Origin of the sequence: Nocardiopsis deserti, from assembly GCF_008638355.1 — a bacterium.
Taxonomy (GTDB): Bacteria; Actinomycetota; Actinomycetes; order Streptosporangiales; family Streptosporangiaceae; genus Nocardiopsis; species Nocardiopsis alborubida.
Genome location: NZ_VWVS01000012.1, coordinates 18,984 through 40,106 on the forward strand (window position 1 = coordinate 18,984; position 21,123 = coordinate 40,106).

19 protein-coding genes are annotated in these 21,123 nt (G+C 72.6%); 10 read left to right on the top strand and 9 right to left on the bottom strand.

All coding sequences use genetic code 11. The features are described 5' to 3' along the window. Positions 1–1,839 (bottom strand): helix-turn-helix domain-containing protein, encoded by a 1,839-nt coding sequence (locus tag FYW99_RS15215; protein ID WP_223839051.1) that lies wholly within the window; start codon positions 1,837–1,839, stop codon positions 1–3. A gap of 141 nt (positions 1,840–1,980) precedes the next feature. Between FYW99_RS15215 and pruA the strand changes: the two genes are divergently transcribed. From pruA to FYW99_RS15230, 3 genes are all read left to right on the top strand, one after another. Then, positions 1,981–3,606, top strand: coding sequence for an L-glutamate gamma-semialdehyde dehydrogenase (gene pruA, locus FYW99_RS15220; RefSeq protein WP_150252716.1), 1,626 nt, complete (start codon positions 1,981–1,983; stop codon positions 3,604–3,606). 260 nt (positions 3,607–3,866) lie between these two features. Next, on the top strand, positions 3,867–4,793 hold the full coding sequence (locus tag FYW99_RS15225) for a proline dehydrogenase family protein (protein WP_150252717.1): 927 nt from the start codon (positions 3,867–3,869) through the stop codon (positions 4,791–4,793). A 121-nt stretch (positions 4,794–4,914) separates the two neighbouring features. Further along, entirely contained in the window at positions 4,915–5,844 is a 930-nt protein-coding gene (locus tag FYW99_RS15230; protein ID WP_150252718.1) for a Bax inhibitor-1/YccA family protein, read from the top strand. A 128-nt stretch (positions 5,845–5,972) separates the two neighbouring features. Here the strand turns inward: FYW99_RS15230 and FYW99_RS15235 are convergent, their stop codons facing one another. The 5 genes from FYW99_RS15235 to FYW99_RS15255 all read right to left on the bottom strand — a co-directional run bounded on the left by FYW99_RS15235 (position 5,973) and on the right by FYW99_RS15255 (position 9,875). After that, positions 5,973–6,224, bottom strand: coding sequence for a DUF4287 domain-containing protein (locus FYW99_RS15235; protein ID WP_013151139.1), 252 nt, complete (start codon positions 6,222–6,224; stop codon positions 5,973–5,975). A gap of 348 nt (positions 6,225–6,572) precedes the next feature. Beyond that, the gene (locus tag FYW99_RS15240) at positions 6,573–7,793 is read right to left on the bottom strand and encodes an acetyl-CoA C-acetyltransferase (protein WP_150252719.1); all 1,221 of its coding nucleotides are present in this window, start codon (positions 7,791–7,793) and stop codon (positions 6,573–6,575) included. Between the two features lie 132 nt (positions 7,794–7,925). Then, on the bottom strand, positions 7,926–8,978 hold the full coding sequence (locus FYW99_RS15245) for an SGNH/GDSL hydrolase family protein (RefSeq protein ID WP_150252720.1): 1,053 nt from the start codon (positions 8,976–8,978) through the stop codon (positions 7,926–7,928). Between the two features lie 229 nt (positions 8,979–9,207). Next, on the bottom strand, positions 9,208–9,423 hold the full coding sequence (locus FYW99_RS15250; RefSeq protein WP_150252721.1) for a heavy-metal-associated domain-containing protein: 216 nt from the start codon (positions 9,421–9,423) through the stop codon (positions 9,208–9,210). Beyond that, positions 9,420–9,875: a nuclear transport factor 2 family protein gene (locus tag FYW99_RS15255; RefSeq protein ID WP_150252722.1), complete on the bottom strand. Its 456-nt coding sequence runs from the start codon at positions 9,873–9,875 to the stop codon at positions 9,420–9,422. The genes FYW99_RS15250 and FYW99_RS15255 overlap by 4 nt, the downstream gene beginning before the upstream one ends. 74 nt (positions 9,876–9,949) lie before the next feature. Between FYW99_RS15255 and FYW99_RS15260 the strand changes: the two genes are divergently transcribed. The 4 genes from FYW99_RS15260 to FYW99_RS15275 all read left to right on the top strand — a co-directional run bounded on the left by FYW99_RS15260 (position 9,950) and on the right by FYW99_RS15275 (position 14,407). Further along, the gene (locus FYW99_RS15260; RefSeq protein ID WP_150252723.1) at positions 9,950–10,567 is read left to right on the top strand and encodes a TetR/AcrR family transcriptional regulator; all 618 of its coding nucleotides are present in this window, start codon (positions 9,950–9,952) and stop codon (positions 10,565–10,567) included. 136 nt (positions 10,568–10,703) lie between these two features. Then, a complete protein-coding gene (locus tag FYW99_RS15265; RefSeq protein ID WP_150252724.1) occupies positions 10,704–12,080 on the top strand; it encodes a cystathionine beta-synthase in 1,377 nt (458 codons plus the stop codon). Positions 12,081–12,229: 149 nt separating this feature from the next. After that, on the top strand, positions 12,230–12,970 hold the full coding sequence (locus tag FYW99_RS15270; protein WP_150252725.1) for an acyltransferase: 741 nt from the start codon (positions 12,230–12,232) through the stop codon (positions 12,968–12,970). Positions 12,971–13,261: 291 nt separating this feature from the next. Beyond that, entirely contained in the window at positions 13,262–14,407 is a 1,146-nt protein-coding gene (locus tag FYW99_RS15275) for a cystathionine gamma-synthase (RefSeq protein WP_150252726.1), read from the top strand. A gap of 164 nt (positions 14,408–14,571) precedes the next feature. Here FYW99_RS15275 and FYW99_RS15280 read toward each other — a convergent pair whose 3' ends face one another. Beyond that, positions 14,572–14,814: a hypothetical protein gene (locus tag FYW99_RS15280; RefSeq protein ID WP_150252727.1), complete on the bottom strand. Its 243-nt coding sequence runs from the start codon at positions 14,812–14,814 to the stop codon at positions 14,572–14,574. A gap of 312 nt (positions 14,815–15,126) precedes the next feature. On the opposite strand from FYW99_RS15280, the gene FYW99_RS15285 reads away from it, so the two are divergent. Together FYW99_RS15285 and FYW99_RS15290 are read left to right on the top strand one after the other, a co-directional pair. Then, entirely contained in the window at positions 15,127–15,852 is a 726-nt protein-coding gene (locus FYW99_RS15285) for a GntR family transcriptional regulator (RefSeq protein ID WP_150252728.1), read from the top strand. A gap of 8 nt (positions 15,853–15,860) precedes the next feature. Further along, positions 15,861–16,673, top strand: coding sequence for a GntR family transcriptional regulator (locus tag FYW99_RS15290; RefSeq protein ID WP_150252729.1), 813 nt, complete (start codon positions 15,861–15,863; stop codon positions 16,671–16,673). Positions 16,674–16,771: 98 nt separating this feature from the next. Here FYW99_RS15290 and FYW99_RS15295 read toward each other — a convergent pair whose 3' ends face one another. Both FYW99_RS15295 and FYW99_RS15300 read right to left on the bottom strand, forming a co-directional pair. Next, positions 16,772–18,040 (bottom strand): VWA domain-containing protein, encoded by a 1,269-nt coding sequence (locus tag FYW99_RS15295; protein WP_190394673.1) that lies wholly within the window; start codon positions 18,038–18,040, stop codon positions 16,772–16,774. Positions 18,041–18,209: 169 nt separating this feature from the next. Continuing rightward, complete coding sequence (locus tag FYW99_RS15300; RefSeq protein WP_150252730.1) at positions 18,210–19,643, bottom strand: sigma 54-interacting transcriptional regulator; 1,434 nt, start codon at positions 19,641–19,643, stop codon at positions 18,210–18,212. A 241-nt stretch (positions 19,644–19,884) separates the two neighbouring features. Here FYW99_RS15300 and FYW99_RS15305 point away from each other — a divergent pair, with 241 nt between their 5' ends. Beyond that, positions 19,885–21,036: an FIST signal transduction protein gene (locus FYW99_RS15305; RefSeq protein ID WP_150252731.1), complete on the top strand. Its 1,152-nt coding sequence runs from the start codon at positions 19,885–19,887 to the stop codon at positions 21,034–21,036. Positions 21,037–21,123: the final 87 nt, after the last annotated feature.

A 21,123-nucleotide genomic window follows, 5' to 3' on the forward strand; every position in this document is an offset into this window, starting at 1 on the left:
TCAGGGCGTCGGGCCCTGCTGCTCCATCAACAGCTGCAACTGCGTGAACAGGCGTTCGCCGGGGTCCCCCAGGTCGATCCCGCTCACCGACACCGCCCGGCGCACCCGGTACCGCAGCGTGTTCGGGTGGACGTGCAGCCGCTCCGCCGCCGCCCGCGCGTCCCCGAACGCCTCCAGGTAGGCCAGCAGGGAGCGCACCAGGTCGGCGCCGCCCGCACGGTCGTGCTCGATCAGCCGGCTCACCCGCGGGTCCCGCAGCGACGGGTCCTCGCGCAGCCGCGCCAGCGTCTCGCTGACCAGAACCCGAGAGCGCACGTCGGAGATGGTCGCCACGTCCCAACCCGGACTCCGGTCCGGGGAGCGCTCCATCGCGTCCAGGACCCGGTCCGCCTCCGCGCGCGAGTCCGGTACGTCCCCCAGCCGCTCCACCAGCGACCCCACCGCCGCGTGGACCTCCAGTCCCAGCGCCGCGCGCGCCGCCGCCACCGTCTTGCGGGTCAGCGCCAGCACCGACTGCTCCACCCCGCGCCGCCCCTCCCGGGCGCGCGCCAGATCCGGCAGCAGCACGTAGACCCGCCCGCCCAGCGCGGTCACCAGGGCGCTGCGCCGGTAGGCCGCGGTGTGCACCGACACCAGGTCGATCAGCTGGCGGCGGCGCAGCTCGCGCTCGGGCCGGTCAGGACGCTCCTCCGCCGCACTCTCCGGCCCCCCGACCAGAGCGAACGCCACCACCAGCGCGCCCCGGTCGGCACGTACCTCCACGGTGTCGGCCAGCGCGCTGGCGTCGATCCTCCCCTCCAGCAGGCTCGACAGCAGGTCCTCGCGCAGCCGCAGCCCCGCGCTGGCCTGCGTTCGCTGACGGATCATCTGTAGCGCGGTGGTGCGCGCCGCACCCAGCAGGGCCTCCTCCGCGTGCTCGGCCAGCGGCCGGTCCCCCTCCTGCACCCAGATCGCGCCCAGCGGCTGGCGCCCCGCGTGGATGCCCACGGCCAACCGGCGCCTGATGCCCAGGTCGGGGTGCTCGTCCACCCGCACCACCTCCTCGCCCGCGCGCAGCTTGGCGAACACCCCCCACTCGCGCAGCAGCGCCAGGTACGACTCCGGGCCGCGCCGCCCCAGCACCGACAACCGCCGCAGCTCGTCCACCTCGGCGCCGCTGGAGTAGGCCAGCACCCGGCTCGCCGCGTCCTCGATGCTCACCAGCCCGCCGGTGAGCCGGGCGATGGTCTGCGCCATGGAGAACAGGTCGCCGCCGGACTCGCTCAGGTCCTCCGAGGCGGTCAGGCGGACGTCGTCCAGGATGGACCGGCACACCGACTGCAACTGGTCCCAGCGCACCTCGGGGCGCACGGCGAGCAGCGCGATCCCCGCCTCCTGCGCCTCGGTGCGCAGCGCGCGCGCCTCGTCGCCGCCTCCGGGCCGGGGGCGGCCGGGCCGCGTCCCCGCGGGCGGCGGCAGCACCTCCTCCGGCGCCGCGTGCGCGCTGGTCTTGACCGCGACGGCCGTGGCGCCCCGCTCGGCCAGCGTCCTGACCAGGCGCCGCGCGGAGGCGCCCCGCGCCCCGATCAGCAGCACCAGGTCCCCCTCGCGCACCTCCGTGTGGTCCTCCGGGTCGAGGATGACGACGTTGTCCACCTGGACATCGAGCCCATCCGGGGCGGCGGCCACGTCCACGACGGGATCGCCGAGGGCCAGTAGCAGTCCGCGCAGGGGCAGGCCTGTGGTCCTGTCATCGGACGAACCAGTCTGAACAGGTGGAACCTCCGGTTTCGGTGTCGGTCGGGGCGCCCCGCCGCCGGGTGCGGGGAGCGGGTCTGATGCTGGACGGTCATTACTCATGTGTGTCCCATTTTGTCCTGGAGAACAAATAAGGCGGGCAAAGAGTGGCCTGGTCCACAAGGTTCGCACGCCCTGGTTCTGGGAGCGTTGAGTCAGCCAACCCTGCTTGTTTCAGGGACATTCTTCACCGGGAAGGTGCCCATGGACGCCGTGACCAACGTCCCTCTGCCGCAGAACGAGCCGGTTCTGTCCTACGCGCCCGGCAGCGCCGAGCGCGAGGAGCTCGTGGCCAAGCTGGAGGAGCTCGGCAGCCGGAGCATCGACCTGCCGATGCGCATCGGCGGCGAGAGCCGCATGGGCGGCGGCGAGCCCATCGACGTCGTGCAGCCGCACCGCCACGCCGCGGTCCTGGGCACCATGCGCAACGCGACCCGTGAGGACGCCCGCGACGCCGTCGCCGCCGCCAAGGCCGCCGCCCCCGCCTGGCGCGCGATGTCCTTCGACGACCGCGCCGCCATCCTCCTGCGCGCCGCCGAACTGCTCTCCGGCCCCTGGCGCGCCACCATCAACGCCGCCACCATGCTCGGCCAGTCCAAGACCGTGCAGCAGGCGGAGATCGACTCGGCCTGTGAGCTGATCGACTTCTGGCGCTTCAACGTCTCCTACGCCCGCGACCTGATCGCCCAGCAGCCGCTGAGCGTCAAGGGCGTGTGGAACCGCATGGAGCAGCGCCCCCTGGAGGGGTTCGTCTACGCGATCACCCCCTTCAACTTCACCGCCATCGCGGGCAACCTGCCCACCGCCCCGGCCCTGATGGGCAACGTGGTCGTGTGGAAGCCGTCCCCGACCCAGCAGTTCGCCGCCGAGCTGACCATGCGCCTGCTGGAGGAGGCGGGCATGCCCCCCGGCGTCATCAACATGGTCACCGGTGACGGCCTCGCCGTCTCCGACGTCGCCCTCAACGACCCGGAGCTGGCCGGTGTGCACTTCACCGGTTCGACCAGGACCTTCCAGCACCTGTGGAAGAGCGTGGGCGAGAACATCGCCAACTACCGCTCCTACCCGCGCATCGTCGGCGAGACCGGCGGCAAGGACTTCATCGTCGCCCACTCCTCGGCCGACCCCGAGGTCCTGCGCACCGCCATCGTGCGCGGCGCCTTCGAGTACCAGGGCCAGAAGTGCTCGGCCGCCTCGCGCGCCTTCGTCGCCCGCTCGGTGTGGGAGCAGGTCCGCGACGACCTCGTCGCCGAGACCGAGGCCCTGACCATGGGCGACGTCACCGACCTGTCCAACTTCGTCGGCGCCGTCATCGACCGCCGCGCCTTCGACAAGCTGGCCAAGGTCCTGGAGGACGCCAAGTCCGACCCGACCCTGACCGTCCTGGCGGGCGGCACCGCCGACGACTCCGTCGGCTACTTCGTGCGCCCCACCATCATCGAGGGCACCGACCCGTCCCACGACGTGTTCCGCACCGAGTACTTCGGCCCGGTCGTCGCCGTCCACGTCTACGAGGACGAGAAGTTCGACGAGGTCCTCAAGGTCGTCGACGAGGGCTCGGCCTACGCCCTGACCGGCGCCGTCCTGGCCCGGGACCGCGCCGCCGTGGCCAAGGCCAGCGAGGCCCTGCGCTTCGCCGCGGGCAACTTCTACGTCAACGACCGCCCGACCGGCTCCATCGTGGGCCAGCAGCCCTTCGGCGGCGGGCGCGCCTCCGGCACCAACGACAAGGCCGGTTCGGCGCAGAACCTGTCCCGCTGGTCCAGCCCGCGCGCCATCAAGGAGACCTTCGTCGCGCCGACGGTCTCCTCCTACCCCCACCAGGGCTGACAGCGCCCCTCGAGGGCTCCGCTTCGCCTTGCCCGGCCGTCGCCCGCCACCGCCCGAGTGGCGCTTCGCGCCGGGACGGGCCAGTGCCCTCAACGGACGCTACGCGCAGTACTTTCCCTGTTCGGGCGCCGGGGTCCGGGCCCCCTCCCGTCCTGAGGGGGCCCGGACCCCGCCCGTATCCACCGGCGCGGCCGGAACGAACCCGCCGCGCCCCGCCCGCGCCAGCCCACCGGCTCGCGCACGTCTTTCCCGAGGTCACCATGCTTCGCAAACCCCTGCTGCTCGCCGCCAGGTCCCAGGCCTGCCGCACCATCGTCGAGCGCACTCCCGTCACCCGGGCCATGGTCAAGCGGTTCGTCGCGGGCTCCACCCAGGAGGAGGCGCTCCCCGTGGTCGGAGAGCTGACCCGGGACCGCCACGTCACCCTGGACTTCCTGGGCGAGGACACCACCGACACGGCCCAGGCCGAGGCGACGGTGACCGCCTACCGGGACCTGCTGGCCGCGCTGGGCGAGGCGGGTCTGGCCGAGCGCGCCGAGGTCTCGGTCAAGCTCTCGGCCGTGGGCCAGTTCCTCAACAGCGACGGTGAGAAGATCGCCCTGGACAACGCCCGCCGGATCGCCGAGGCGGCCCGGGCGGTCGGCACCACGGTGACCCTGGACATGGAGGACCACACCACCACCGACTCCACGCTGGGCATCCTGCGCGAACTGCGCCAGGACTTCCCCTTCGTGGGCGCGGTGCTCCAGGCCTACCTGCGCCGCACCGAGGCCGACTGCCGCGACCTGAGCGGGGCCGGTTCGCGCGTGCGCCTGTGCAAGGGCGCCTACGACGAGCCCGAGTCGGTGGCCTTCCGCGACAAGGCCGAGGTGGACAAGGCCTACGTGCGCGCGCTGCGCGTACTGATGGAGGGCGAGGGCTACCCGATGGTGGCCTCGCACGACCCGCGCATGATCGCCATCGCCGGTGCGCTGGCCGCCGCCAACGGCCGCGGCGAGGACGACTTCGAGTACCAGATGCTCTACGGCATCCGCGACGCCGAGCAGGTACGGCTGGCCGCCGAGGGCAACCGGATGCGGGTCTACGTGCCCTACGGCGACGAGTGGTACGGCTACTACATGCGCCGTCTGGCGGAGCGTCCGGCGAACATGCTCTTCTTCGCCCGGTCCCTGGTCACGCGCGGTTAGCGCGGTCGGTGCGGACCCGCCGCGCCGTGTCTGAACAGTGACCTTGCCCGTGGAACCCCGGATGAGGCGCGTACGTTACCTTGTGGGCAGCAATCCACGCGTGAAAGGGTCTTGACTAGACATGCGGATGCGGAGTTCCAACCCCGTCCTCAAGCGGGCGCTCCAGCAGGCCGGTCCTGCCGGGAGCGCCCAGCAGGGGCTCAACGGCCAGCCGGGTTACGGCTACGGTCAGCAGCAGGGCTATGGCCAGTCGGGGTACGGACAACCGTACCCGCAGCAGGGCTACGGCCAGCCCTACCCCCAGCAGGGCTACCCCGGCGGCCCGGTGCAGAGCGCCGACAGCCAGCCGATGACCATCGACGACGTGGTCGTGCGCACCGGTATGACGCTCGGTGTGGTCGCGGCCTTCGCCGTCGTCAACTACTTCCTCTTCAGTTCGGCTCCGGGCATCGCCGTGGCGCTCACCCTCGTGGGCGCGCTCGGCGGCCTGGTGCTGGGCCTGGTGATCTCCTTCAAGCAGATCACCAACCCCGTCGCCATCCTGAGCTACGCCGCCCTGGAGGGCCTGCTCGTCGGCGGCATCTCCGCGATCCTGGCCACCAGCCTGACGGCCACCACCGGTGACGCCGGTGCGGGCGGCACGCTCGTGACCCAGGCGGTACTGGGCACCGTCGTGGTGTTCGCCGTGATGCTCGCCCTGTACAAGTTCCGCATCATCAAGGTGACCGACGGCTTCGTCAAGGTCGTCACGTACGCGGTGCTCGGCGCCGCGGCCCTGATGCTGGTCAACTTCGTGGCCAGCTTCTTCGTCGCGGGCGGCATCGGCCTGCGCGAGCCGAGCCCGCTGGGCCTGCTCATCGGCCTGGTGTTCGTGGTCCTGGCCGCGCTGACCCTGGCCGTGGAGTTCCGCGGCATCGAGGAGGGCCTCAACGCCGGCATCCCCAACAAGTTCGCCTGGCAGTTCGCCTTCGGCCTGACCGTCTCCCTGGTCTGGCTCTACATCGAGATCCTGCGCCTGCTCTGGATCATCAAGACGATCTTCGCGGAGTAGTCCGCGTCCGACGCGCGGAGGTCTCCCGCGGTCGCCCACGGCGTCCGCACACCCACGCGAGGGGCCGCCACCCGGATATCCGTCCGGGCGGCGGCCCCTTCGCCGTGGTCGGCGAGCCCGCGGTGCGCTCAGGCCTTCCCGCGCCGGGGCGCGGGGATGGAGCGGTTCCTGCGGCGGCGGTCGTACTCCGTCACGAGGGCCTGCGCGTACCACTGGGGCAACTCGTACTCGTCGGCGAGCCAGTTCGACCGGTCCTGGCAGCGCACCAGGCCCGGCCCCCCGTCGAGGGCGTCGAACCACTCGTGGAGTCCTCGGCCGGTGACGACCGGGATGCGTTCGATGAGCTTGGCGTGGATCTCCGGCGAGTGGGTTACCGACATGGGCACCTCCGGCAGCGCGTTGGCGTGTGGCACTTACCTGCGACCCTGCATCAGGATCACGTTTTGGACAAGCCCCGGTCACCAGCTTTTACCTTGCCGGTGTGAGAACGTTCGTCTTGAGGGGCTTCCCAGACGAACTCTTCTGTGGCATACGGGTTTCCGCGCGTGTTCCGGCGACGGAAGGGCCGCCCAGCGGCTGCGTGACAGAGCGTCCGGAACGCGGTCGCCAGAGGCGGCGCGGGCAGGTCGCGGCGTGGAACGGCCGAGAGGGGCCGGCCACGGCGAAGGGCCCGGAAGCACCCCTGGAATCCAAGCGGCGCGTTCCGGGCCCGGGACTGCGAGGGGCCGTCAGCTCAGGCGCTCGAAGACGGCGGCCATGCCCTGGCCGCCGCCGACGCACATGGTCTCCAGGCCGAAGGTCCGGTCGTGGAAGCGCAGGCCGTTGATCAGCGTGCCGGTGATGCGGGCTCCGGTGCTGCCGAACGGGTGGCCGATCGCGATGGCGCCGCCGTTGACGTTGAGCTGGGAGTCGATGTCGATGCCCAGCTGGTCGGCGGAGGGCAGCACCTGCGCGGCGAAGGCCTCGTTGATCTCGACCAGGTCGATGTCGCCCATGGCCATGTTGGCGCGGGCCAGCGCCTGCCGGGAGGCCTCCACCGGGCCCAGGCCCATGATCTCCGGGCTCAGGCCGGTCACGCCGGTGGACACGATGCGGGCCAGCGGGGTGATGCCCAGCTGGGCGGCCTTGGTGTCGCTCATGACGACCACGGCCGAGGCGCCGTCGTTGAGCGGGCAGGCGTTGCCCGCGGTGATGGTGCCGTCGGGGCGGAACACCGGCTTGAGCTCGGAGACCTTCTCGTAGGTGGTGCCGCGGCGGATGCCGTCGTCGGTGCTGACCACGGTGCCGTCGGGCAGGGTCACCGGGGTGATCTCGCGCTCCCAGAAGCCGTTGTCCAGGGACTTCTCGGCGAGGTTCTGCGAGCGCACCGCGAACTCGTCCTGGCGCTGGCGCGAGACGCCGGTGGTCTGGGCGACGTTCTCGGCGGTCTGGCCCATCGCGATGTAGGCGTCGGGCAGGTTGCCGTCCTCGCGCGGGTCGGTCCAGACCCCGGCGCCGCCCTCGGCGCGCTTGGCGGTGCGGGCCTTGGCGTCGTCGAAGAGCGGGTTCTCGTTGGCGCCGTCGTCGCTGCTGCCGTTGACGAACCGGCTGACGGTCTCCACGCCCGCGGAGACGAAGACGTCGCCCTCGCCCGCCTTGATGGCGTGGTAGGCCATCCGGGTGGTCTGGAGGGAGGAGGAGCAGTAGCGGGTGACCGTGGTGCCCGGGACGGTGTCCAGGCCCAGCTGGACGGCCACGACGCGGGCCATGTTGAAGCCCTGCTCGCCGCCGGGCAGGCCGCAGCCGAGCATCAGGTCGTCGATGCTCCGGGGGTCCAGCTCGGGGACCTTGGCCAGCGCCGCACGGACGATCTGGGTGGTCAGGTCGTCCGGCCGGATGTCCTTGAGCGAGCCCTTGAAGGCGCGGCCGATGGGGGAGCGGGCGGTTGCGACGATGACTGCTTCGGGCATGGCTGCGTCCCTAACGGTTGAGGTGCTGCGTGTGGAGCTGTGGATCCGGAGGGCCGGGCGACCTGCTCCGGCCTCGGTTGTTACCGACCAGTAAACCCGGCCGGGGCCCCGCACGCCACCCGGGGGCGACGTTCAGCCGCCCTCCCCGGAACGGTCGGCGTTCTCGGCCGTGCCCACCCTGGCCGCCCCGTCCGGGTGCCCGCGGGAGCCCCGGAGGTGGAACGGGCCCCGGACGAGTGCGGCCCAGCGCCCTCGTGTACCGGGCGTGTTCCCGCTGACCTGGGTGTCCACGCGGGAGACCTCCGTTCCGGGGGTCTGGGCGGCGACCACGGCCGCGCGGTCCACCGGCAGGACGCCGCTGCTGCGCTCGGCGTCGTCCAGCTCGGGCAGCAGCCCCAGGGCGGCGCAGGCCGAGGGCAGGACGGCGAAGGCGGCCTGCGAGTACCCGAGAGCTGACGGATGAAAACGGTCGGGTCCGAACATGGAACCAGGGTCTGTCCGAAAATCGTCGGCCAGGACGTCGCTCATGGAGACCGCGCGGCCCCCGGCCTCGGTGACCGCGATGACCTGGGCGGCGGCGAGCTGGCGGGAGGCGCGGCGGGCCACCGAGCGCAGCGGCCAGCCGATGGGCCGGACGGTGCCCAGGTCGGGGCAGGTGCCCACCACCACCTGCGTGCCGTGGCCGACCAGCCGGCGGACGGTCTCGCGGAGCTGGCCGACGGCGTCGTTGGGGCGCACGCGGCGGATGACGTCGTTGGCGCCGACGAAGATGACCGCGAGGTCGTAGCGGGTGGCCTCCTCCAGGGCGCGGGAACGCTCGATCTGGGCGGCCAGGTTGGCCGAGGTGGTGCCGGGGGAGGCGGTGCAGCGCAGGCGCACGGGGCGCTCGGCCGCCGCCGCCAGTCCCGAGGCCAGGAGGACGCCGGGGGTCTGGTCGGCCCGCTCGACCGCGAACCCGGCGGCGGTGGAGTCACCCATCATCAGCATGCGGATCGGCGGCCCGGACCCCTCGCCGTAGACGCCGTTGACCACGGGCCTGTCCCAGCGGGGGGAGCCGACCGCGCGCCGGGCCAGCCTGGCCTGGAGATAGAGGAGCGCGACGGTGCCGCCGCCGACGAGCGTGAGCCCGCCGCCGCCGAACGCGGTGGCAGCGGCGATCCGTCTTGCGCGTGCGGCTCGCAGCACCGGACACCCCCGAGGCTCGGACCCGCCTGCCCTGGGCGGGACGGATACGAGCGAGGTTACCGGTGGGGAACCCCGGAATCACGTACCTGCGCGGTACACAATCCGCGCCCCGGGGTGAGGGGACCGGCATGGGCGGGACAGGGACGGACGGCGGCTCCGTCGGGTGGACGGCGGAGCGCCGGTGGGGCAGGCCGTACCGGCCGACCCCTCCGGCGGCCCGGCCGTGGTCCTAGTCGACCACGCCGGTCAGCTCGTATCCCGCTTCCTCGACGGCGGCCCGCACCTCGGCGGCGCCGAGCTCCCTCTCACTGGTCACCGTGACCCGGTCGCCTTCGACGTCCACCACCACGGCGGTGACGCCCCCGACACGTTCCAGTTCCTCGGTGACGAAGCCCCCGCAGTGTCCGCAGGCCATGCCGGTGACGGTGTAGGTGCGCGTGGTCACGCCGACACCTCCTGCCCGACGGGCGCCGGGGCGTCCGCCCTCCCGGAGGCGGCCCGGTCCTCCATACGGGTGAGCATGGTGGCCTCGCGCATCCTGCCGTCAAGGGCGAACCGGCCGAAGAAGTACACGTCGATGACCAGGTCCTTCCTGCCCCGCTGGACGTACAGGGTGTAGCGGGCGGCGAGCCGGTCGCCGTCCGCCATCGCCTCGTGCACCTCCATCCGGGACGTGCCCGGCCTCCTGCGCGAGGGGCGCGCGTGGGCGATGAGCCTGTCCCGGTCCATCCGGTGCCCGTCGGCGACCTGCACGACGTCCGGGGTGTGGTAGCGGTCGACGACCGCCGCCAGGTCCTCCTCTCCGTACGCGACCTCCTCCCCGAAGCCGGTGAAGAAGTCGGTGATGAACCGCTGGGGGTCGGTGCCGTCGAACGGAACCAAGGTGTTCCCTGTCATGTCGCGCGCCTCCGATGCAAGTCTTACAGTCTGTACGATATGCATCGTTCGCCAACTTTGACAAGGCGTAAGAATTGCCTTCCTCCTCCCACCGCAGAGCCGACGCCCGCCGCAGCAGGGCCGCGATCCTGGACGCGGCGGTCCGCCTGCTCGACGAACGCCCCGACGCCAGCGTCGAGAACATCGCCGCCGCGGCGGGCGTGACCCGCCAGACCGTCTACGCCCACTTCCCGTCCCGGGCGCAGCTGCTGGGGGCGGCCCTGGACCGGGTCACCGAGGAGGCCGTGGCCGCGATGGACGCCGCCGACCTCGACTCCGGGCCCGCCGCGGACGCCCTGCTGCGGCTGGTCGAGGCCGGTTCCCGGGCCGCCGACCGGTATCCCCGGCTCATGCGCGCCGCCGGTTCGCGCCCGGCGGACCCGGAGGCCGACGCCGAGCGCCACGCGCCGGTCGCCGACCGGCTGGGACGGGTGGTCCGGCGCGGTCAGGGGAGCGGGGAGTTCGACTCCCGGCTCCCCGTCGACTGGCTGGTCGCGGTCGTCGTCGCCCTCGGACACGCCGCGGCGGCCGAGGCGGACGCGGGGCGGCTGTCCCGGGAGGAGGCGGCCGAAGCGCTCCGCCCCACCCTGCTGCGGGCGCTCGGCCACCGCCCGGCCCAGCCGTCCTCCGGGGGAGGACCACCGGTTTCCTGAGGCCGCAGAACCCGCTGGTGGAGACCATTAGGGTCTGAACTGAGACGGGCCGGACCGGCCCAGGGCCCCGGACTCGCCACCGGGGCGAGGACATGGCGGGCCGAAACCCGGTCGCCAAGACGTAGAGGGAGCGCAAGTGCGGGTATACGACTCACTGATCGATCTGGTCGGGGACACTCCGCTCGTCCGTTTGAACAAGGTCACCCAGGTCCTCGGCCCGAACGCCCCGACGGTCCTCGCCAAGGTCGAGTACTTCAACCCGGGCGGCTCGGTCAAGGACCGTATCGCGCTGCGCATGGTCGAGGCCGCCGAGAAGAGCGGCGAGCTCAGGCCGGGAGGCACCATCGTCGAGCCGACCTCGGGCAACACCGGCATCGGCCTGGCCATCGTGGCCCAGGAGAAGGGCTACCGCTGCGTCTTCGTCTGCCCGGACAAGGTCGGCCCGGACAAGCTCTCGGTCCTGCGCGCCTACGGGGCCGAGGTCGTGGTCTGCCCGACCACCGTCGCCCCCGACCACCCCGAGTCCTACTACTCCGTCTCCGACCGGTTGGCCACCGAGATCCCCGGTGCCTGGAAGCCCAACCAGTACGAGAACACGAACAACCCGGAGTCGCACTACCACAGCACCGGTCCCGAGATCTGGGAGCAGACCGAGGGCCGCATCACCCACTTCGTGGCGGGCATCGGCACCGGCGGAACCATCAGCGGCACCGGCCGCTACCTCAAGGAGGTCTCCGGCGGCGCGGTGCGCGTCGTCGGCGCCGACCCCGAGGGCTCGGTCTACTCCGGCGGTTCGGGCCGCCCGTACCTGGTCGAGGGCGTGGGCGAGGACATCTGGCCCGGCACCTACGACACCTCGGTGTGCGACGACATCGTGGCGGTCAGCGACAAGGAATCCTTCCTCATGACCCGCCGCCTGGCCCGGGAGGAGGCCCTGCTGGTCGGCGGCTCCTGCGGCCTGGCCGTCGAGGCGGCCCTGCGCGTGGCCCGGGACGCCGGTCCCGACGACGTCATCGTCGTGCTGCTGCCCGACGGCGGCCGCGGCTACCTCGGCAAGATCTTCAACGACGAGTGGATGGCCGACTACGGCTTCCTGTCCGCCGAGACCGAGGAGGCCACGGCGGGTCAGGTGCTGGCCGCCAAGGGCGGCGAGATGCCCGACTTCGTGCACGCCCACCCGGACGAGACCGTCGGCACGGCCGTGGCCATCATGCGCGAGTACGGCGTCTCCCAGCTGCCGGTGATGAAGGAGGAGCCCCCGGTCATGGCCGCCGAGGTGGTCGGCTCCATCGCCGAGCGCGACCTTCTCGACGCCCTCTTCGACGGCCGCGCCGAGCTGGACGACCTGGTGGAGACCCACATGGGCAGGCCGCTGGCCACCGTGGGCACCGGCACGCCGGTGAGCGACTGCGTCCGCCTGCTGCGCGGGTCCGGCGCCCTGGTGGTGTTGCGCGACGGCAAGCCGGTGGGAATCCTCACCCGCCAGGACCTGCTGGCCCACCTGTCCGGCTGATCCCGTCCGCGGGAGCCCCCGCGGGACCGCCACGGGGCCCGGACCGCGCTCGAACCGAGCGCGGTTCGGGCCCCGCTGTGTACCGACCGGACATGTCAGCGCATACTCGAACACTGCTAATGTTCGCGACAGTTACTGGTAGGTAATAAATGGGGGCACGCGTGTCGCGGCTGTTGTCCTGGATTCTCCGCTCCGTCTGGTCCTACGCCCGTACCAAGGCCGAAATCCGCGCCGACTCCAGGGCGGCCCGCAGGTTCGCGCGCTTCGGCACGGGCTCGGCGATCGCCTTCCCCACGGCCACCCTCTACGGCGAGCCCTGGATCGAGATCGGCGTGCACACCGTCCTGGGCGGGGACATGACCCTCGCCGCCGGGATGGGGCCCGACTACGACCTGGGCCCCGGGACGGTCGTGCGGATCGGCTCGGGCTGCGCCATCGGGCGCGGCTCGCACATCGTCGCCCACAGGTCCGTCGACATCGGCGACCACGTGTACACCGGCCCCTACGTCTACATCACCGACCAGAACCACGCCTACGGCAACACCGAGGTCCCCGTCGGCCTCCAGTGGCCGGTGGACGACCCCGTCAGCATCGGCGACGGCACCTGGATCGGCGCGAACGCGGTGATCCTGCCTGGCGTGCACCTGGGCCGCAACTCGGTCGTGGCCGCGGGCACCGTGGTCCGGCCGGGCACCTACCCCGACCACGCCGTCATCGCGGGCGTGCCCGGGAAGGTCGTGCGCACCCACGACCCCGAACTGGGCTGGGACCCGCCGCTGCGCGAGACCGGCACCCCCACCCGGGTGCCCACCCCCGTCACCGGTCTGCCGCCGGAGGTGCCCGCCGAGCCGCCCCGGCCCGGGTCCTCCACCCGCTTCCCGCCGGTCTAGACAGTGTTTTTTGGGACCTCCGCTTCGCTTCGGCCCGTGTTCGGGCGCCCGCAGCACGGGAACCTTCGGTGCCTACGGCGGGTTCGCTCGTTCCTCACGAACCCGCCTCCACCACCTCCAGAACCCCGTGGGCGCCCGAACCAACCCCCCACAAACTGAGGCCGGTTCGAAAAACAGACCTAGGGCCGCTCCGGCGACCTTCGCGGAAGCGGACCGGGGCGTCCTCCGGCACCGCGGACACCGCCTGTGGAAAACGCGATCGGTGAGGTCAGCGGGCACTAAGGTGGCCCTATGAAGTTCGACGGGTTTGAAACGCTGGCCATCCACGCGGGGCAGGAGCCGGACGCCGGGACCGGGTCCGTGGTGGTGCCGATCTACCAGACGAGCACCTACGCCCAGGACGGCGTGGGCGGTCTGCGCCAGGGCTACGAGTACTCGCGCACCGGCAACCCCACGCGCGCCGCCCTGGAGGAGTGCCTGGCGGCCCTGGAGTCCGGGGTGCGCGGCCTGGCCTTCGCCTCCGGCATGGCCGCCGAGGACACCCTGCTGCGCACGGTCCTCTCGCCCGGCGACCACCTGATCATCCCCGGCGACGCCTACGGGGGCACCTTCCGCCTGGTCTCCAAGGTGGTCGAGCGGTGGGGCGTGCAGTGGGACGCGGTCGACCAGTCCGACCCCGAGGCCGTACGTGCGGCCGTGCGGCCCAACACCAGGGTGGTGTGGACCGAGACCCCCACCAACCCCCTGCTCAACATCACCGACATCGAGGCCGTCGCGCAGATCGCGCACGACGCCGGCGCCCTGCACGTGGTCGACAACACCTTCGCCTCGTCCTACCTCCAGCAGCCGCTGACGCTGGGCGCGGACGTGGTCGTGCACTCCACCACCAAGTACCTGGGCGGGCACTCCGACGTGGTCGGGGGAGCGCTGGTGGTCTCCGACGCCGAACTGGGCGAGCGGCTGGCCTTCCACCAGAACACCATGGGCGCGGTCCCGGGGCCGTTCGACTCCTGGCTGACCCTGCGCGGGGTGAAGACCCTGGGCGTGCGCATGGACCGCCACAGCGCCAACGCCGAGAAGGTCGTGGCCGCGCTGGAGGGCCACCCCGCGGTGCGCCGGGTGTTCTACCCCGGGTTGGACGGTCACCCGGGGCACAAGACCGCCGAAAGGCAGATGAGAGCCTTCGGCGGCATGGTCTCCTTCGCTCTGCGCGACGGGGAGAAGGCGGCGCTCGCTCTGTGCGAGCGCACCGAGGTCTTCACCCTCGGCGAGTCCCTGGGCGGGGTGGAGTCCCTGATCGAGCACCCGGGGCGGATGACGCACGCGTCCACCGCGGGTTCCCCCCTGGAGGTCCCGGCCGACCTGGTGCGGATCTCCGTTGGCATCGAGTCCGCCGACGACCTCGTGGCGGACCTGCTCCAGGCCCTGGAGGGTTAGGAGGGGGCGTCGCGCGGATCGGCTCGCGCCGGTCCGCGTCGGCGGCCTCGGCCGCCTCGGCTCCGTGGTCGGGGAGAGGGAGTCAGGGTTCTCGGGGGACGGGGGCGCCGGGACGATCCGCGCCGCGGCTCCGCTGCCGCGGCGTTCGTCTCACCGCTCCCCGTTCAGACCGCGCTGGGCGTGCGGTCCGTGGAGGGAGCGGCGGCCGGGTGCTCCCCGTCGCGGAAACGCAGCCCCACCACGAGGCTCCCGGTGCGGGAGAGGGGGGTGCCCTCGTCGTCCCTGCGCAGGGAGCGGTAGGTGCCCCGGCGGTCCTGCCGGCGGATGCCGATGGAGACGGCGAGGAAGAACCCCGCGGCCAGGCCCAGGAGTACGACTCCTACGAGGGCGATAACGATGTGGATCATGGTGTTCTCCTCGGGGGGAAGTTCCTATCTGTGTCCTGCGTGCCCTCCTCCGGAGAGGGGGGACGCCGAGCGGTGTCTCACCGTCGTGTCTTCCTTTGCTGTGCCGCGGGGGTCAGGCGCCTGGGTCGAAGGGGTGGGGGCCGTCGATTCTCGTCCTCGGGGGTGTCCTTCCGGCGGCGGCGCTGTGTACTGAGGGTGGCCTTCACTTAAGATGGGCTCATGTTGACCGGATGGACCTGATCTCCTGGTGTTCCGATCACCTTGTTGGTACAAGCTAGGTTGTTGGTCTCATACCCCGGCGAGGACTGATATATGCGGGCCGAAAGCAGATATCGACAGATCGCCCGAACCCTGCGGCGCGAGATCCAGGAGGGCTCCCTGCCCCGGGGAGGACAGCTGCCGTCGGAGAAGCAGCTGGAGGAGCGCTTCGAGGCGTCCCGCAACACGATCCGGCTGGCCCTGGGCATGCTGCGCAACCAGGGACTGATCGTCAGCCGTCCCGGACGCGGGCACTACGTCCAGGACGTCGTCCCCGAGACCTTCCACGCCAACCGCGGCGGCCCCGAGGGCCTCAACGAGTCCGGTATGACCGGGCAGGTCCTGGAGGAGCTCCAGCTCCTCAGCGCCACCCCCGACATCGCCAGCCGCCTGCGCGTCCCCGAGGGCGACATGACGGTCGTCCGCCGGATGTACCGGTTCTCCGGGGAGGTCTCGGCCTCCGTCAGCACCGCCTACTACCCCATGGACCTCGTCGAGGGCACCCCGCTCATGCTGCCCGAGGACGTGGAGAGCGCCCTGGCGGTGCTGGCCGAGTACGGACAGCGCCAGGTCGGGTTCGTCGACGAGCTGGAGGCCCGCATGCCCAGCCCGCAGGAGGCGGGCCAGCTCGAACTCCCGCCCGGGGTCCCGGTGCTGACCGTCCACCGGACCGACCTGTCCGAGGATCGCCCCATCCGGCTCGTGCACACCGTCTACGCGGGTCACAGCATCCGTTACCAGTACGAACACGGCAACATGAACGCCTACCACCGGGACTGAGCACACGCATGAGCACGTCGAGGAAGACGGTCGTCGCCGACCACCTGCGCGAGGCGCTGGCCAGGGGCGACTACAAGCCGGGTGAGCGGCTGCCGGGGGAGGAGGAGATCGCCGAGCAGCTCGACGTCTCCCGCGCCACCGCACGCCTGGGCATGCGCATCCTCCAGGACGAGGGGCGCGTCGCCATCCAGCCCGGACGGGGCGCCTTCGTCGCCGACCACCGGCCCATCGTCCACCTGGCCACCCCCGTCACGGGCGGCGGCGACTCCGAGCGTTTCGAGGCGGGCTACCAGCCCCACCTGCGCGAGGCCGGATACGACCAGGTCCAGGAGAAGATCAAGGTCAGCCTGGACACCATGCGACCCAAGGTGGCCAAGCGGCTGCGCAGCGACGGAGCCGGGAGCGGTCCGCACGGGGACCTGGTCGTCATCCGCGCCTCCGACCGGTTCGTCGACGGCGGCCTGTGGCAGTCCCAGGTCACCTACTTCCCGTACGGCATCGCCAGCAACACCCCGCTCATGTCCCCCGAACGCCTGGAGGAGGGCGTCACCGCCGTCCTGCGGTCGCTGGGGCACCGGGAGGAGTGGAACTGGGACATCGTCGGCGCCCGGATGCCCTCCCAGGACGAGGCGGACTCCTTCGGGCTGGGACCGGGCATCCCGCTGCTGGTGCAGGAGCGGGTGGTCTACGAGGGCATGCGCCCGCTGCGGTTCACCGAGACGGTCATGCCCGCCAACCGGCACCAGTTGCTCTACTCCGGCGGCGGCGCCCCGGAGGAGCTGCTGGTGCTGGCCTCGGACGTCAGCATCTTCGAGCGCTGACCCGCTGACCCGCTGGTCCGTTGCGCCGTTGACCCGCTGGCAGCCCGGGCGGAGCCCGAGGCCGACCGCGTCTACCCTCAGGCCCGCCCCCACCCGGATCAGCGCAGGTAGCGGTTCACCACCAGCGGCCCCAGCTCCTCGGCTCCGGCGTGCACCACCCGCGCCCCGCGCCGCCGCTCCACCAGCTCCTGGAAGGCGCGCAACCGCGGGTCGTCCGCCAGCAGGAAGAAGGTCACCTCCGCGCCCTCGCGCAGTACGGCGTCCAGTTCGGCGAAGGTCAGCTCCACCGTGCGGGGAGCCGGAGGCCAGGAGAACCGGGTGTCGCCGTCCTCGCCCAGGTGCGCGGTGGGCTCGCCGTCGGTGACGACCAGCACCTGCGGGCGCAGGCCTCCGTGGCGCCGCAGGTGGGCGCGGGCCAGCCTCAGCGCGTGGTGCAGGTTCGTCCCGGGGACGCGGCGCCAGTCGTGCGCGACCAGCGCGGCGGGGGTGAGCTCGCGCGCCCGCTCCCCGAAGCCGACCAGGTGCAGCCGGTCCTGCGGGCGGCGCGTGGACACCAGTGTGTGCAGGGCCAGCGCGGTCCGGGTGGCGGCCTCGTGCAGCGACCGGGCCACCATCGAGTGGGACAGGTCCACCAGCAGGGACACGGCGGCGGCCTCCGAGGGCTCCGCCCCGGCCACCCGCACGTCCTCGGCACGCAGCGCCACGCCGTGCTCTCCGGGGCGGGCCCGGCGCAGGGCCGCCTCGCGCACGGTCGCGACCGCGTCCAACGGCCGGTCGCCGTCCTCGCCGCGGGGCAGGGAGAGGCCCGTGGGCTCCCCACCGGGCGCGGTGCCGCCCCGGTGCGCGCCGCCGAGCCCGCCGTGCCCGCGTCGGGAGGCCTCCACCTCGCGCAGCGCCACCTCGCCCAGGCGGCGCAGCTCACGCGGGCTCAGACCGTGGTCGGCCCGGTCCAGGCGGTCCAGGGCCTGCCCGGCCTCCCCGCCCAGCAGACCCAGCAGACGGCCCAGGGCGGTGACGTCGGCCTCGCCGAGGGCCGCGCGGTCGCCGTCGGCGTACCGGGACAGGACCTTCTCCAGGGCGGACAGCCGCCGCCGGTCCTCCTCGGCCAGAACCCCCGGACCGGCCGGGGGTCCCGCCCCCAGGACCTCCGGTCCGGTCGCCGAACCCTCCAGGCCGGTCGCGGAACCCTCCGGGCCGGTCGCGGAACCCGCCTCCGGGCCCTCCGAGGAGGTGGCGGAAGCCGCCTCCAGGGCCGAGCTGACCAGCACCAGCAGTTCACGCGCCGCCGCCACGGCCTCCTCGGGCGGCGGGTCGGGCTCGGCCAGCGGGTCGGGGCCGCCCATGTACGCCCGGTACCGGAACCTCACAGGCGTCCGCCTCCTTCTCGCCTCGCACACACGCACCGCTCGCCCCGCACACACGCACCGGCTACCTTCCCGATTCGGGGACCGGCAGTCCTGTCCGGGCGCGCCGGCCACCGAGCCTGTCCTGTCCACGACGGGGGCCCGGTACGCGGGCGTCCCCGGAGGACACCGCCTAGAAGCGGTAGACCCCTCCCTCGGGAAGCGCGTCCTTGGACAGGCGGCGCTCCAGGTACAGGCCCTCCAAAGCGAACTCCACCACCGCGGCGGCCAGCCCCGGGGTCGGCGGGCCGTCCTCGTCATCGGGGGCCGCGTGCCCGATCATCACCGCGAGCCCCGGCACCGTGCCCACCCGCCGCAGCAGCTCGGCGGCGCCCACCAGGTCCCCGGTCTCCACCGTGCCGCCGCCCGAGAAGCGGTCAGCGAGCCCGGACAGATCCGCTGTTCCCAGGCGTTCGCGGAACACCTCCGCCACCGCCCGGCGCAGCAGCGCGTGCAGGATCTCCGCCTCGCGGCCCTCGGAACCCATCTCGAACTCGACCTTGCCGAGCAGCGGTTCCACCGCGGCGGGCAGGTCGCACACCCGGGCCACCGGTATCTCCTCGCCGGTCAGGGCCGCCCGGCGCAGCGCCGACGCCGCCACCGTCTCGGCCGCCGACACCGAGAAGCGCACCGACACCCCCGAGCGGGCGTCCACCTTCTTGGAGGCGCGGACCAGCCGGGTGAAGCGCGCCACGGCCTCCAGCAGGTGTGAGGGCACCGTCGTGCCCTCGGGCAGCGCCGCCTCCTGGCGGACGAGCGCCAGCTCGTCCGCCAGGGTCAACGGGTAGTGGGTGCGCACCTGCGCGCCGAAGCGGTCCTTGAGCGGGGTGACGATCCGCCCCCGGCTCGTGTAGTCCTCCGGGTTCGCGCTCGCCACCAGCAGCAGGTCCAGCGGCAGCCGCAGACTGTAGCCGCGCACCTGGAGGTCGCGCTCCTCCAGCACGTTGAACAGCGCCACCTGGGCGCGTGCGGGCAGGTCGGGCAGCTCGTTGACGCAGAACACGCCCCGGTTGGCCCGCGGCACCAGGCCGTAGTGGATGGTCTCGGGGTCGCCGAGGGAGCGCCCCTGCGCCAGCCGCGCCGGGTCCACGTCGCCGACCAGCTCTCCCACCCCGGTGTCGGGTGTGCCCAGCTTCTCGCCGTAGCGCTCCCCGCGGTGCCGCCACACGACCGGCAGGCCGTCGCCCTCCTCCGCCGAACGGCGCACGCAGGCCGGACAGACCGGCGCGTAGGGGTGGTCGTTGACCGGGCACCCGGCCACCGCCGGTGACCACTCGTCCAGCAGGGTCGCCAGGGTGCGGATCAGCCGGGTCTTGCCCTGGCCGCGCTCGCCCAGCAGGACGATGTCGTGCCCGGCCAGCAGGGCCCGCTCCACCTGCGGCAGCACGGTGGCGTCGAACCCGTGCACCCCGGGGAACCGGGGCTGTCCCGAGCCCATCCGCCGCAGCAGGTTCTCCCGCACCTCGGCGGTGACCGGCCGGTGGACGTGCCCGGACTCGCGCAGGTCCGCGCGGGTGCGCGGGAACGGGGGCGGAACGGGGAAGGGGGGTTCGGGAAGGGCGCTCACCCCACGAACTTATCCACAGCCGTCAAGGAGCGCCTGGTTTCCGGGATTGGCGTGCTGTTTCCTGGATAAAGGGGGCCCAGGGGCTCCGGCCGCATCGTGCTGCCCGTACACCGCGCCGCTGTCGGAGTCCGTGTTCGTTCACCGGAAAACCTCCTGTTCGACGCCGAGGTGGAAGAATGGGACGTGACGGTGGAGTCCTGTGTCCGGCCGCGACGGCCGGCGAAACCGGGGGTGGCAGCTGGTGGCACGGTTCGGCGATGCACTGACGACGGGGGCGGACCTCGTGAACGCGGCCGAGCGCGCCGTACTGAGCGCCCTGGAACAGGTGGACGGGCCCACGGACCTGGTGTGCTTCTTCGTCTGCGGCGCCGATCCCGAGGAGGTCACCCTCGCGGGCAAGCGCGTCATGGAGCTGGCGGGTGACGCGGCCACCCTCGGATGCAGTTCCACCGGGGTCATCGGCGGCGGCCGCAGCGTCGAGGGCCAGGGCTCGGTCAGCGTGTGGTGCGCCGGACTGCCCGGCGTGGAGATCACCCCGTTCCGGCTGGACACCGTGGTCGAGGACGACCACCTGGCCGTCGTCGGCATGCAGGAGCCCGGTCCACGCGACAGCGTGGCCATCCTGCTCACCAACCCCTACGAGTTCCCCACCCAGGCCTTCGTCCGCGAGTCCACCGAGGCCCTCGGCGGCCTGCCCCTCGTCGGCGGCATGGCCGACGGCATGCGCGGCGAGGAGTCCGTGCGGCTCTTCTGCGACGGCGAGGTGGCCGAGCACGGCGCCATCGGAGTCCTCGTCGGCGGCGAGAACGTCCTCGGCACCGTCGTGAGCCAGGGCTGCCGCCCCATCGGCTCGCCCATGACCGTCACCAAGGCCGAGGGCAACCTCCTGCTCGAACTCGCGGGCACCAACGCCTACGAGAAGCTGGAGGAGCTGGTCGAGTCCCTCTCCGAGGAGGACCGCGAGCTCGCCGAACACGGCCTGCACATCGGCATCGCCATGGACGAGTACGTCGACCGCCACGAACAGGGCGACTTCCTCGTCCGGACCCTGGCCGGAGCCGACCCCGAGCTCGGCGCCCTCACCATCGACGACATGGTCGAGGTCGGCCAGACCGTCCGCTTCCAGGTACGCGACGCCGGTACCGCCGACGAGGACCTGGCCCGCCGCCTCAGCGACTTCGGCGCCGAGCACCCCGTCGGCGCCGGTCTGCTCTTCTCCTGCAACGGCCGCGGGTCCTCCCTCTTCCCGCAGTCCGACCACGACGTCCTGGCCGTCCACCGCGTCCTCGGCGTCGACGCCGTCGCCGGGTTCTTCGCCGCGGGGGAGATCGGTCCGGTCGGCGGGGTCAACCACGTGCACGGGTTCACGGCCTGCCTGCTGGCCTTCGCCTAGAACGCCGCCTCCCGCACCCGTCACGGAACGGGTGCGGGTGCCTACCGGGTCCGTGTCCGCCGCCACCAGGGCCGAGGGCCGGGCCGC